Raw genomic sequence first — 12,622 nt, 5'->3', positions numbered from 1 at the left:
GAAATCTGGCCATCGCTGCCCCCGACGGGCTGGCTGGGCAAAACCCGCACGATAGCGGGGCGATTGCCTGCCGGCTTTTTTTATCTGTCGATCGAACGCTTCTCGAGAGGGCATGTCAAGTGGACTTTACACGCATCATCGACCGGCTCGTCGCCCCCGTGAATTGCTGCCCCTGGCAAGGCCACGCCTACGGCATCTCCGCGCAGGCGCATCCCGCGCCCCGGCGCGGCACGCGGCGCGCACCCTATCTCTATAGTGTCGAGGAACGGCGGCGGCGGGACACGACACCCTGGACCACGGTGCAGGCCATCCTCGCCCCGGTCCAGTTCGCGGTGTTCCTGATCAGCGTCTGCCTCGTGCTGCGCTATCTCGCCACCGGCGAGGGCCTGGCCGTGGCCACCGCCTCCATCCTCGCCAAGACCGCGATCCTGTTCACCATCATGGTCACCGGCGCGATCTGGGAAAACGCGGTCTTCGGCCAGTATCTCTTCGCCCCGGCCTTCTTCTGGGAAGACGTGTTCAGCGTCCTCGTGATCGGGCTGCACGTCACCTACGTCGCGGTGCTGGTCACCGGCGCCGCACCCGCGCACACGCAGATGCTGATCGCGCTCGCGGCCTATGGCACCTACCTGGTCAACGCTACCCAGTTCCTGATGAAGCTGCGCGCCGCCCGGCTCGAAGCCGCCCCCCGCGCCGCGATCCCCAGCTGATGAGCGCCTGCACCACATCGCCGGCCGCCCCGCCCGCAATCATTGCCGAGCGCGGCCAGCGCGAGGTGTTCTGCGGACTGACGGGGATCGTCTGGCTGCACCGCCGCATCCAGGATGCGTTCTTCCTCGTCGTCGGCTCGCGCACCTGCGCGCATCTGCTCCAGTCGGCGGCAGGGGTGATGATCTTCGCCGAACCCCGCTTCGCCACCGCGATCATCGAGGAGCGCGACCTCGCCGGCCGCGCCGATCTCGACGATGAGCTCGACCGCGTCGCCACCCGCCTGATCGCCCGCCGCCCCGATATCCGGCTGCTGTTCCTGGTCGGCTCCTGCCCCTCCGAGGTGATCCGGCTCGATCTCGGCCGCGCCGCCGCCCGGCTGGAGGAGCGCTTCGGCCGCAGCCCGCGCGTGCTTGCCTATTCCGGCAGCGGCATCGGCACCACCTTCACCGAAGGCGAGGATGCCTGCCTGTCCGCCCTCGTCCCCACCCTCGCACCCGCGCCCGGCCCGGCCACGCGCCTGCTGGTGGTCGGCGCCCTCGCCGATGTGGTGGAAGACCAGTTCCGCCGCCTCTTCGCTGCCCTCGGCATCGCCACGGTCGATTTCCTGCCCGCCCGCCGCGCCGACGCGATGCCGCCGGTCGGCCCCTTCACGCGCTACGTGCTGGCCCAGCCCTTCCTCGGCGAAACCGCCACCGCGCTGGAGCGGCGCGGCGCGGTGCAGATCGCCGCCCCCTGCCCGCTCGGCGCCGAGGGCACGCGGCTCTGGTTCGAGAGCATCGCCGCCGCCTTCGGCATCGATCCCGCCCATGTCGATGGCGTGCTGTCGCTGCCCGTCCGCCGCGCCACCGCCGCCCTCGCCGCGCCGCGCGCCCGCCTCGCCGGCCGCCGCGTGTTCCTCTTTCCCGATTCCCAGCTCGAAATCCCGCTCGCCCGCTTCCTCGCCCGCGAATGCGGCATGATCCTCACCGAGGTCGGCACACCCTTCCTCAACCGAAGGCTGATGGCGCCGGATCTCGCCTTGCTCCCCGCCGACGCCCAGCTCGCCGAGGGCCAGGACGTCGCGCGCCAGCTCGACCGCTGCCGCGCCGCCCGCCCCGATCTCGTGGTCTGCGGTCTCGGCCTCGCCAATCCGCTCGAAGCCGAGGGCTTCGCCACCAAATGGTCGATCGAGCTGGTGTTCAGCCCGATCCAGGGCTTCGAACAGGCCGCCGATCTCGCCGCCCTGTTCGCCCGTCCCCTCGCGCGCCGCGCGCTGCTGGAGGTCTGAACCGATGCAGCTCACGCTCTGGAGCTATGAAGGACCGCCGCATATCGGCGCCATGCGCATCGCCACCGCGATGCACGGCGTGCACTACGTCCTGCACGCCCCCCAGGGCGACACCTATGCCGACCTGCTCTTCACCATGATCGAGCGGCGCGACCGCCGCCCGCCCGTCTCCTACACCACCTTCCAGGCCCGCGATCTCGGCGGCGACACCGCCGAGCTGTTCCGCACCGCGGTGCGCGACGCCTATGACCGCTTCCGCCCCGAGGCGATGATCGTCGGCGCCTCCTGCACCGCCGAGCTGATCCAGGACGACCCGGGCGGCCTCGCCGCCGGGCTCGGCCTGCCGATCCCGGTCATCCCGGTCGAGCTGCCGGCCTACCAGCGCAAGGAAAACTGGGGCGCGGCCGAAACCTTCTACCAGCTCGTCCGCACCGCGACCGCCGGCCAGGCCCCGCCCGACCGCGCGGCGCAGCCATTCTGCGTCAACATCCTCGGCCCCACAGCACTCGGCTTCCGCCATCGCGACGATGTGCGCGACATCGCCGCCCTGCTCGCGCGGCTCGGCATCGCCGTCAACGTCATCGCCCCGCTCGGCGCCAGCTTCGCCGATCTCGCCCGCCTGCCGGCGGCCCACGCCAATCTCGTGCTCTACCCCGAGACCGCCGGCACCGCCGCTGGCTATCTCGCCCGCCGCTTCGGCCAGAAAACGATCTCCACCGTGCCGATCGGCCTCGGTGCCACGCGCGATTTCGTCGCCGAGATCGCCGGTCTCGCGCAGATCACCCCACCGCCCGGCCTCGCCGAGGAGAGCCGGCTCGGCTGGTATTCGCGCTCGGTCGATTCCACCTATCTCACCGGCAAGCGCGTCTTCATCTTCGGCGACGCCACCCACGCGATCGCTCTCGCGCGCGTCGCCACCGCCGAGATCGGCTTCTCCCTGGTCGGTCTCGGCACCTATAGCCGCGAATTCGCCGCCCCCGTCCGCGCCGCCGCCCAGTCCTACGGGATCGAGGCGCTGATCAGCGACGATTATCTCGCCGTCGAGGCCGCCATCGCCGCGGCGCAGCCCGAGCTGGTCCTCGGCACCCAGATGGAACGCCACATCGCCAAGCGCCTCGGCATTCCCTGCGCGGTGATCTCGGCCCCGGCGCATGTCCAGGATTTCCCCGCCCGCCACTCGCCCTTCGCCGGGTTCGAGGGCGCGAACGTGCTGTTCGACACCCTGATCCACCCGCTGATGATGGGGCTCGAGGAACATCTCCTCGGCATGTTCCGCGACGATTTCGAATTCAACGACACCGCCGCCCCCTCCCATCTCGGCCCGCACGCCACCACGCCGCCGGAACCCGCATCGGCCGCGCCCGCCCCTGCCGGCGCAACCGCCGGCGCCTTGGCCGACACACTGGCCAGCGCGCCCGTCGGGCGCGACGATGCCAGCGCGCCGGTCTGGCGCGACGAAGCAAGCGCGCCGGTCTGGCGCGACGAAGCAAGCGCGCCGGTCTGGCGCGACGATGCCGAAGCCGAGCTGCGCAAGATCCCCTTCTTCGTCCGCGGCAAGGCGCGGCGGAACACCGAGATTTTCGCCCGCGAACGCGGCCTGAACCCCATCACCATCGAGACGATCTATGACGCCAAGGCCCATTTCTCAGCCTGACGCGACGCCCCTGCGCATCGCCATCGTGACGATGGACTCCCATCTGAGCGGGGTCATCGCCGCCGCGCGCGCCGCCCTCGCCGCCGACCATCCCAGCCTGGTCGTCGAGCTGCACACCGCCGAGCGCTTCGCCGCCGACCCCGCGTGCCTCGCCGCCTGCGTGCGCGCGATCGAGACGGCGGACATCGTGATCGCGACCATGCTCTTCCTCGACGATCACATCCGCCTCGTCCGCCCGCATCTCGAGGCGCGGCGGATGAATTGCGATGCCATGCTCTGCATCCTCTCCGCCGCCGAGATCGTGAACCTGACCAGGCTCGGCCGGCTGGACATGAGCCGGCAGAAGAACCCGGCGCTGGAATTCCTCCGCTCGCTGCGCAAGCGCGGCGGCAAGGAGGTCTCGGCGGCCGAATCCCAGCTGCGCATGCTCCGCCGGCTGCCGCGCCTGCTGCGGCTCATCCCCGGCACGGCGCAGGACCTGCGCAATTTCTTCCTCGGCATGTCCTACTGGCTCGCCGGCTCGGCCGACAATATCGAGGGCCTGCTCCGCCTGCTGGTCGCGCGCTATGCCGCCGGCCCCCGCGCCGCCCTGCGCAGCCAGGCCGCCATCGCCCCACCGCGCGACTATCCCGAAACCGGGCTCTACCATCCGCGCCTTCCCGGCCGCATCGCGACCGACGAAGCGTCCCTCCCCCGCATCGCCGGCAGCCGCGGCACGATCGGGCTGATCCTGCTGCGCAGCCTCGTCCTGTCCGGCGATGTCGGCCAGTATGACGGGGTGATCGCGGCGTTCGAGGCCGCCGGCTTCCGCACCCTGCCGGTCTTCGCCGCCGGGCTCGACGCCCGCCCCGCCATCGCGCGCTATCTCGCGCCGGACGGCGCGCCGGTGATCGACGCACTGGTCTCGCTCACCGGGTTTTCCCTGGTCGGCGGCCCGGCCTACAACGATTCGAAATCGGCGGAGGCCGTCCTCGCCGGGCTCGACCTGCCCTACATCTCCGCCCACGCCCTCGAATTCCAGAGCATCGCCGCCTGGGAGGCCGACCCGCGCGGCCTGACGCCGATCGAGGCGACGATGATGATCTCCCTCCCCGAACTCGATGGCGGCATCATGCCGATGACCTATGGCGGCCGCGCCGAGGGCCAGGATGACGGCGGGGATGGCGTGCGCCGGATGTCGGCCCATCCCGAGCGCACCGCCATGCTCGCCGCCCGCGTCGCCCGCCTGGTCGAGCTGCGCCGCACCGCCCGCGCCGAGCGGCGCATCGGCATCGTCATCTTCAACTTCCCGCCCAATTCCGGCGCCACCGGCACCGCCGCCTATCTCTCCGTCTTCGAATCCCTGTTCAACACCCTCGCCGCCCTGCGCGCCGCCGGCTACACGGTCGACCTGCCGGCCGATGTCGCAGCACTGCGCCACGCCGTCTGTGTCGGCAACGCGCAGGACCATGGCGCGGCCGCCAATGTCGCGGCGAAAATCCCGCGCGATGCGCATCTCCGCGCCGAACCCCATCTCGCCGCGATCGAGGCGGTCTGGGGCCCGGCTCCCGGCCGCCACGATACCGACGGCGCCTCGCTGTTCGTCCTCGGCGCCCGCTTCGGCAACGTCTTCATCGGCGTCCAGCCGGTCTTCGGCCATGAAGGCGACCCGATGCGCCTGCTCTTCGAGGGCGGCTTCGCGCCGACCCACGCCTTCAGCGCCTTCTACCGCTGGCTGCGGCAGGATTTCGGCGCCCACGCGCTGCTCCATTTCGGCACCCACGGCGCGCTGGAATTCATGCCCGGCAAGCATGCCGGCCTGTCCGCCGCCTGCTGGCCGGATCGGCTGATCGCCGAGATGCCGAATTTCTGCCTCTACGCGGCGAACAACCCCTCCGAGGGCATGCTCGCGAAACGCCGCGCCAACGCGACGCTGATCAGCCACCTCACCCCGCCGGTCACCGAGGCCGGGCTCTATCGCGGCCTCGCCGATCTCAAGGCCTCGGTCTTCCGCTGGCGCGCCCTGCCGCCCGAGGCCGGGGCCGAAGAGCGGCAGGGCCTCGCCGCCCTGATCCAGGCCGAGGCGGCGCGGCTCGATCTCGCCCCCACCGATCCCGCCGATCTCTCCTGGGCCGACGCCGATGCCGCCATCGCCCGGCTGCACGCCTCGCTGCTCGATGTCGAATACGCGCTGATCCCGGTCGGCCTGCACGTCGTCGGCCAGCCGCCCGGCGCCAGCCAGCGCGCCGAACTGCTCGATGCCGCCGGGATCACCGATCCCGCCCGCCGCGCCGAGACCGACGCACTGCTCGCGGCCGACAGCGAGCTTCCCGCCATCATCCACGCGCTCGATGGCGGCTATATCCGCCCCGCGCCGGGTGGCGACCTGCTGCGCAACCCCGAAATCCTGCCCACCGGGCGGAACATCTACGGGTTCGATCCGTTCCGCATGCCCGGCGCCTTCGCGATGGACGACGGCGCCCGCCAGGCCGACCGCCTGCTCGCCCGCCACATGGCCGATTGCGGCCGGCTGCCCGAAACCGTGGCGATGCTGCTCTGGGGGTCGGACAACCTGAAATCAGAGGGCGGCCCGATCGCCCAGGCGCTCTGCCTCGTCGGCGCCCGGCCGCGCCGCGATTCCTATGGCCGCCTCGCCGGCGCCGAGCTGGTGCCGCTCGCCGAGCTGGGCCGGCCGCGGATCGACGTGATCGTCACCCTCTCCGGCATTTTCCGCGACCTGCTGCCGCTGCAAACGAAGCTGCTGGCCGAAGCCCTGCTGCTCGCCGCCCAGGCGGACGAGCCGGAGACGCAAAACTTCGTCGCGAGGCACGCCCGCGCCCATATCGCCGCCCATGGCGGCACGATCGAGACCGCGGCGCTGCGCGTCTTCAGCAACGCCGACGGCACCTACGGCGCCAACGTGAACCAGCTCGTCGAGTCCGGCACCTGGCAGACCGAGGACGAGCTGGGCGATGCCTTCCTGCGCCGCAAGGGCTTCGCCTACGGCACCGATGGCCGGCCGACGCGGTGCGACGCGGTGCTCGGCGGCGTGCTCAAGACCGTCGATCTCGCCTATCAGAACCTCGAATCCCTCGATCTCGGCATCACCACGGTCGATCACTATTTCGATGGCCTCGGCGGCATCAGCCGGGCGGTCCGCGCCGCCCGCGGCAGCGACGCCGCGGTCTATATCGGCGACCAGACCACCGGCGCCGGCACCGTGCGCAGCCTGTCCGAGCAGGTCTCGCTCGAAACCCGCACCCGCACGCTGAACCCGAAATATTTCGAGGCGATGCTCGCCCACGGCGCCGAGGGCGTGCGCCATCTCGAGGCGGCGGTGACCAACACGCTGGGATGGTCGGCGACCACCGGCCAGGTCGATCCCTGGATCTACCGCGAGATCGGCAGCGTCTTCATGCTCGACCCCGAAATGCGCCGCCGCCTCGCCGAGCTGAACCCGGTGGCCTCGGTCCGCATCGCCAACCGCCTGCTCGAAGCGCACGAGCGCCACTACTGGAGCCCGGACGAGGCGATGCTCGATGCGCTGCGCCGCGCCGGCGCCGAACTGGAAGACCGTCTCGAAGGTCTCGACATGGAGCAAGCCGCATGAACGACATCAGCCCCCAAGCCGGCGCGTTTCCCGCCGCCGCGCGCTGCGCCACCGGCTGTGGCGACGGCGACGGCGAGGGCAGCGTGCAGGTCGCCCTCGATCCCGCGCTGCGGATCGACGGGGCGAAGGTCTTCGCCATCTACGGCAAGGGCGGCATCGGCAAGAGCACGACCTCCTCCAACCTCTCCGCCGCCTTCGCCCTGCAGGGCCGCCGCGTGCTGCAGATCGGCTGCGACCCCAAGCACGATTCCACCTTCACCCTCACCAAGCGCCTGGTCCCCACCGTGATCGACGCGCTGGAAGGTGTCGATTTCCACCCCGAGGAACTCCGCGTCGAGGATTTCGTCTACGAGGGCTTCGCCGGCGTGCAATGCGTCGAGGCCGGCGGCCCGCCGGCCGGCACCGGCTGCGGCGGCTACGTCGTCGGGCAGACGGTGAAGCTGCTCAAGGAACATCATCTCCTCGAGGAATCGGACGTCGTCATCTTCGACGTGCTGGGCGATGTCGTCTGCGGCGGTTTCGCCGCCCCGCTGCAACACGCCGACCGCGCGCTGATCGTCACGGCGAACGATTTCGACAGCATCTTCGCGATGAACCGCATCGTCGCCGCGATCGGCGCGAAGGCGCGCAACTACGGCGTGCGGCTCGGCGGCGTCATCGCCAACCGCAGCGCCGCGGTCGACCAGCTCGCGAAATACAACGAGGCCACCGGCCTCTCCACCCTCGCCCGGTTCCCCGATCTCGACGCCATCCGCCGCAGCCGGCTGAAGAAATCCGTCGTCTTCGAAATGGAGGACGTGCCGGAGCTCGACGCCGTGCGCACCGCCTATCTCGATCTCGCCGCCTCGCTCTGGGCCGGCGTCGAGCCGCTCGCCGCGGTCCCGCTGCGCGACCGCGAGATCTTCGACCTGCTGGGATTCGAGTGATGACGCCGGACGCCGCCACCGCCGACCGCTACCACCGCCGCCGCGGCGAGATCGAAACCTATTTCGACCGCACCGCGCTGGCGAACTGGGCGCGGCTGACGTCAGACGCGCCGGTCAGCGGCGTGCGCGCCACCGTCCGCGCCGGGCGCGACGCGATGCGCGCCACCCTGCTCGACATGCTGCCGGCCGATCTCTCCGGCCTTCGCCTGCTCGATGCCGGCTGCGGCACCGGCGCGCTCGCCCTCGCGGCGGCGCGGCGCGGCGCCGAGGTGGTCGCGGTCGATCTCTCGCCGCAACTGGTCGACCTCGCCCGCGAGCGCGCCGCGTCCGACCCCGCCGCCGCCCGGATCGACTTCGTGAGCGGCGACATGCTGGGCGCCGAACTCGGCAGGTTCGACCATGTCGTCGCGATGGATTCCCTGATCCACTACGAAAGGGCGGACGTGATCGCCGCCCTCGGCCGGCTCGCCGCCCGCACCGACCGTTCGCTGCTCTTCACCTTCGCCCCCCGCACGGCACTTCTGGCGATCATGCACCTCGCCGGAAGCTGGTTTCCGCGCGGCGACCGGGCGCCCGGCATCGTGCCGCAGCCCGAGGCCGCGCTGCGCGCCGCGATCGGCCTCAGCCCCGCACTCGCCCGCCTCGAAGCGGGGCGCACGCGGCGGATCAGCACCGGGTTCTACATCTCCCAGGCGCTGGAGCTGCGGCGGTGAAGCGCCGGCGCACCGGCGGGACGGCTCCGTTCTGGATGCGGCTCGATGCGAGCTGGCTGCCCTTCGCCAATGCCGCCACCCCCGAGCTGCCGCTGCCGCGCCTGCTGCGCCTGTCGCTGTTCCAGCTCACCGTCGGCCTCGCCGCCGCTTTGCTCATCGGCACGCTCAACCGGGTGATGATCGTCGAGCTGCACGTCGCCGCCGCCCTGGTCTCCAGCATGATCGCCCTGCCGCTGCTGCTGGCCCCGGCCCGCGCGCTGATCGGCTTCCGCTCGGATCGCCACCGCTCCGCCTTCGGCTGGCGGCGGGTCCCCTATATCTGGTTCGGCACGATCATGCAGTTCGGCGGCCTCGCGATCATGCCTTTCGCCCTGCTGCTGCTCGCCAGCGGCACCGCCCCGGTCGCCGGCCGCTTCGGCGCCGCCATCGCCTTCCTGATGACCGGTGCTGGGATGCACACGACGCAGACCGCCGGCCTCGCCCTCGCCACCGACCTCGCCCCCGAACACGCCCGCCCGCGCGTCGTCGCCATGCTCTGCGCGATGCTGCTGCTCGGCATGATCGGCGGCGCGCTGGCCTATGGCGCCGCCCTCACCCCGTTCAGCGCGTTCCGGCTGATCCAGGTGATCCAGTCCGCCGCCGTGCTCACCCTCGTCTGCAACGGCATCGCCCTGTGGAAACAGGAACCCCGCCGCAGCCCCGCCGCCGAGGCGGCCGAGGATGACGCCGCCGCCAGGCCGGCGGAAACCCTCGCCCTCGCCTGGTCGCGCTTCCGCGCCCAGCCGCACGCGCTGCGCCGCCTCGTCGCCATCTTCATCGGCACGCTGGCCTTCTCGATGCAGGACATCCTGCTCGAACCCTATGGCGGCCAGGTGCTGCACCTGCCGGTGGGTGCGACCACGGCACTCACCGCGATGCTGGCCGGCGGCGCCGGGCTGGCCTTCCTGGTCGCGAGCCGCCGCCTCGCCGGCGGCAGCGACCCCTACCGCATCGCCGCCGCCGGCGTGCTCTCCGGCCTGCTCGCCTTCAGCGCGGTGATCTGCTCCGCCCCGCTCGCCTCGCCGGCGCTGTTCGCCGCCGGGGTGGGGCTGATCGGCTTCGGCGGCGGGCTGTTTCTCGCCGGCACCCTGTCGGACGCGATGATCCGCGTCGTCGGCAACATGAGCGGCCTCGCGCTCGGCGCCTGGGGCGCGGTGCAGGCGCTCGCCGCCGGCCTCGCCATCGCGATGGCCGGCGTGCTGCGCGACACCGTCGCCCATCTCGCCGTCACCGGCGCGCTCGGCACCGCCCTCGCCGGCCCCGCCGCCGGCTACGGCGTCGTCTATCACCTCGAGATCCTGCTGCTCTTCGCCACCCTCGTCGCGATCGGACCCCTGGTCCGCCGCTCCAGCAGGCAGCCTTCCGGCCTTGCCGCCATCCTGCCCCACCACCCCTGACAATGAGGTCCGTCATGCCAACCGGCGCCATAACCCCCTATATCGATGTCGCCCAGGTCGTTCTCTACGCGTTCTGGATCTTCTTCGCGGGCCTCGTGTTCTATCTCCAGCGCGAGAGCAAGCGCGAGGGCTACCCGCTGGTCACCGGGCACAAGGGCGAGCGGCTGGAAGGCTTTCCCACCCTGCCGGCGCCGAAAACCTTCCTCCTGCCCAACGGCAAGACCCATTCGGTGCCGTGGAACGAGCCGATCGAGGTGCTGAACGCGAAATCCAGCGCCCCCTGGGACGGCGCGCCGATCATCCCGCTCGGCGACCCGATGCAGGACGGCCTCGGGCCGGCCGCCTTCACCCAGCGTGACACCGATCCCGAGCTGATGCCCGAGGGCGCGGCGCGGATCGTCCCGCTGCGCGTCGCGACCGATCACTGGGTGGCGAGCGAAGACCCCGATCCGCGCGGCGCCGCGGTCATCTGCTGCGACCGCCAGTCCCCCGGCACGGTCGTCGATATCTGGATCGACCGGGCGGACCAGATGGCCGTCTGGCTCGAGGCGAGCCTCGCCGCCGATCCCGCCCGCCATGTCCTGGTGCCGATCATGCTCGCCCGTGTGACCGGCGGCGCGCCGGGCCAGACGGTCAAGGTCATGGTCAAGTCGGTCACCGCGGCGCAATTCGCCGCCGCCCCCGCCCTCGCCCATCCCGACCAGATCAGCCCGCGCGAGGAAGACCGGCTGATGGCCTATTTCGCCTCCGGCCATCTCTACGCAACACCCCAGCGCGCCGAGCCGCTGCTGTGAGCGCGCCGCGCGGTCTGCCCCACGCGCTGCCCGCCGGCGAGGCGCTGCTCTGGCAGGGCGCGCCGCGCTTCGGCCGCCTCCTGGTCTCCGCCTTCCGCATCCGGCTGTGGCTGGTCTATGTCGGCCTGCTGGTGGCCTGGGGCGGGATCAGCAGCGCGATCGCCGATCACTCCACCGCCGCCGGCCTCGCCGCCGCCGCCTGGTGCGTCGCCCTCGGCGCCGTGCCGCTGCTGCTGCTGGTCGCCTTCGCCGGCCTGACCGCGCGCAGCACGATCTACACCATCACCAGCCGCCGCGTGGTGATCGCCCACGGCGCCGCCATCCGCAAGCATCTCAACCTGCCCTTCACCGCGATCGACGCCGCCGGCCTGCGCCGCTTCGCCGATGGCACCGGCGACATTCCGCTGACCCCGCGCCCGGATGCGCGGCTGTCCTATCTCCTCCTCTGGCCGCATGTGCGCGCCGGACGCGGGGCACGGGCGATGCCGATGCTGCGCGCCATCCCTGAGGCCGAGTCCGTCGCCGCCTGCCTGGCCGATGCGCTGACGGCGCACGGCGTCGCCCCGCGCCCCATCGCCACACCCATCGCAACATCGGCCGCACCACAAGCCGCACGGCCCGCGATCGAGCCGGCCGGCGCACATGGCGAGGCCAGCCCGGCATGACCCGCCCCACCCTGCCCCGCGCCGCCGCACCTGTTGCCGCGCTGCCCCGCGATGGCAGGGTCGTCTACTCCCAGATCGATGACGGTCTCGAAGCGCATGACGACCGGATCCACATCCCCGCCTGGGCGCTCGCCGGCTGTTTCCTGCTGGTCGCCGGCACCATCGCGCTCGCCGCCGGCGCGCGCCTCACGCGCCAGCCGCACCCCGCCCCGCCGCCGCGCGAATCCGTGCTGCTGCGCTTCACCCAGGCGCCGGACGACGCGCTGGTGATCCGCAACGCCACGACCGCGCAGCCCATCGCCCGCATCGCCCCCACCGCCGACACGTTCCTGCGCGCGACCATGCGGATCCTCTTCGCCGCCCGCGCCCGCGCCGGCATCACCCGCGACCTTCCCTTCCAGCTCGCCCTTTACGGGCCCGACCGCCTCGTCGTCGCCGATCCGGCCACGCACGAGCGGATCGACCTGCGTGCCTTCGGGCCCGCCAACGCGAAACAGTTCGCGACGCTGCTCCGCAACGCGGAGACCCTCAAACCGGGAGAGCCATCATGATCGGAAGCATCCGCGACATCGAGCTGCTCTGCTCGATCGACATCGAGCAAACGCCCGAAAGCCTTCACGCCCACGCCATTCCCGAGGATGTCGAGATCCGCCCCGGCGATGTCGTGATCGTCCACGACATGCCGACCGCGATCGGCTTCGGCACGCGCCTGACCTGCGCGCGCCGCGCCACCCTGCGGCGGGCCAGCCCGATCGAGCGCTGGTGGGTCGAGTTCCGCTCGATCCTCGAGATCACCGAACTCTACGAGGTCGGCTTCATGCCGCGCGCCGAGGCCGAGGCCGCCCTCGCCGCACCGGGAGCCTGAGC

The 12,622-nt window shown here is 71.7% G+C and carries 11 protein-coding genes; all 11 read left to right on the top strand.

What is annotated here, in order from left to right; all coding sequences use genetic code 11:
• Nucleotides 1-119 precede the first annotated feature (119 nt).
• From bchF to B7Z76_RS05850, 11 genes are read left to right on the top strand one after another with little or no spacing between them, the layout of a single operon-like run.
• Nucleotides 120-710: a 2-vinyl bacteriochlorophyllide hydratase gene (bchF, locus tag B7Z76_RS05900; RefSeq protein ID WP_174503547.1), complete on the top strand. Its 591-nt coding sequence runs from the start codon at nucleotides 120-122 to the stop codon at nucleotides 708-710.
• A complete protein-coding gene (locus B7Z76_RS05895) occupies nucleotides 710-1,978 on the top strand; it encodes a ferredoxin:protochlorophyllide reductase (ATP-dependent) subunit N (RefSeq protein WP_291342743.1) in 1,269 nt (422 codons plus the stop codon). The genes bchF and B7Z76_RS05895 overlap by 1 nt, the downstream gene beginning before the upstream one ends.
• 4 nt (nucleotides 1,979-1,982) lie before the next feature.
• On the top strand, nucleotides 1,983-3,632 hold the full coding sequence (gene bchB, locus B7Z76_RS05890; RefSeq protein ID WP_291342741.1) for a ferredoxin:protochlorophyllide reductase (ATP-dependent) subunit B: 1,650 nt from the start codon (nucleotides 1,983-1,985) through the stop codon (nucleotides 3,630-3,632).
• On the top strand, nucleotides 3,604-7,221 hold the full coding sequence (locus tag B7Z76_RS05885; RefSeq protein ID WP_291342739.1) for a cobaltochelatase subunit CobN: 3,618 nt from the start codon (nucleotides 3,604-3,606) through the stop codon (nucleotides 7,219-7,221). Before bchB ends, B7Z76_RS05885 begins: the two co-directional genes overlap by 29 nt.
• On the top strand, nucleotides 7,218-8,147 hold the full coding sequence (gene bchL / locus B7Z76_RS05880; protein WP_174503543.1) for a ferredoxin:protochlorophyllide reductase (ATP-dependent) iron-sulfur ATP-binding protein: 930 nt from the start codon (nucleotides 7,218-7,220) through the stop codon (nucleotides 8,145-8,147). Before B7Z76_RS05885 ends, bchL begins: the two co-directional genes overlap by 4 nt.
• Entirely contained in the window at nucleotides 8,147-8,860 is a 714-nt protein-coding gene (bchM, locus tag B7Z76_RS05875) for a magnesium protoporphyrin IX methyltransferase (RefSeq protein WP_174503542.1), read from the top strand. Before bchL ends, bchM begins: the two co-directional genes overlap by 1 nt.
• Nucleotides 8,857-10,296: a BCD family MFS transporter gene (locus tag B7Z76_RS05870; protein WP_291342736.1), complete on the top strand. Its 1,440-nt coding sequence runs from the start codon at nucleotides 8,857-8,859 to the stop codon at nucleotides 10,294-10,296. Before bchM ends, B7Z76_RS05870 begins: the two co-directional genes overlap by 4 nt.
• Nucleotides 10,297-10,310: 14 nt before the next feature.
• Nucleotides 10,311-11,090: a photosynthetic reaction center subunit H gene (puhA, locus tag B7Z76_RS05865; protein ID WP_291342735.1), complete on the top strand. Its 780-nt coding sequence runs from the start codon at nucleotides 10,311-10,313 to the stop codon at nucleotides 11,088-11,090.
• Complete coding sequence (gene puhB / locus B7Z76_RS05860) at nucleotides 11,087-11,755, top strand: photosynthetic complex putative assembly protein PuhB (RefSeq protein ID WP_291342734.1); 669 nt, start codon at nucleotides 11,087-11,089, stop codon at nucleotides 11,753-11,755. The genes puhA and puhB overlap by 4 nt, the downstream gene beginning before the upstream one ends.
• The gene (gene puhC / locus B7Z76_RS05855) at nucleotides 11,752-12,306 is read left to right on the top strand and encodes a photosynthetic complex assembly protein PuhC (RefSeq protein ID WP_174503539.1); all 555 of its coding nucleotides are present in this window, start codon (nucleotides 11,752-11,754) and stop codon (nucleotides 12,304-12,306) included. Before puhB ends, puhC begins: the two co-directional genes overlap by 4 nt.
• Nucleotides 12,303-12,620, top strand: coding sequence for a hypothetical protein (locus B7Z76_RS05850; protein ID WP_174503538.1), 318 nt, complete (start codon nucleotides 12,303-12,305; stop codon nucleotides 12,618-12,620). Before puhC ends, B7Z76_RS05850 begins: the two co-directional genes overlap by 4 nt.
• Nucleotides 12,621-12,622 lie beyond the last annotated feature (2 nt).

This window comes from Acidiphilium sp. 20-67-58 (genome assembly GCF_002255515.1).
GTDB lineage: Bacteria > Pseudomonadota > Alphaproteobacteria > Acetobacterales > Acetobacteraceae > Acidiphilium.
This window is presented reverse-complemented; position numbering and strand designations above follow the sequence as displayed.

Bases quoted from the DNA above. Each gene is read 5' to 3' on its own strand.
- bchL (WP_174503543.1), top strand. From the start codon at position 7,218: ATGAACGACATCAGCCCCCAAGCCGGCGCGTTTCCCGCCGCCGCGCGC.
- bchM (WP_174503542.1), top strand. From the start codon at position 8,147: ATGACGCCGGACGCCGCCACCGCCGACCGCTACCACCGCCGCCGCGGC.
- B7Z76_RS05850 (WP_174503538.1), top strand. From the start codon at position 12,303: ATGATCGGAAGCATCCGCGACATCGAGCTGCTCTGCTCGATCGACATC.
- puhA (WP_291342735.1), top strand. From the start codon at position 10,311: ATGCCAACCGGCGCCATAACCCCCTATATCGATGTCGCCCAGGTCGTT.
- B7Z76_RS05885 (WP_291342739.1), top strand. From the start codon at position 3,604: ATGACGCCAAGGCCCATTTCTCAGCCTGACGCGACGCCCCTGCGCATC.
- B7Z76_RS05895 (WP_291342743.1), top strand. From the start codon at position 710: ATGAGCGCCTGCACCACATCGCCGGCCGCCCCGCCCGCAATCATTGCC.
- puhC (WP_174503539.1), top strand. From the start codon at position 11,752: ATGACCCGCCCCACCCTGCCCCGCGCCGCCGCACCTGTTGCCGCGCTG.
- bchB (WP_291342741.1), top strand. From the start codon at position 1,983: ATGCAGCTCACGCTCTGGAGCTATGAAGGACCGCCGCATATCGGCGCC.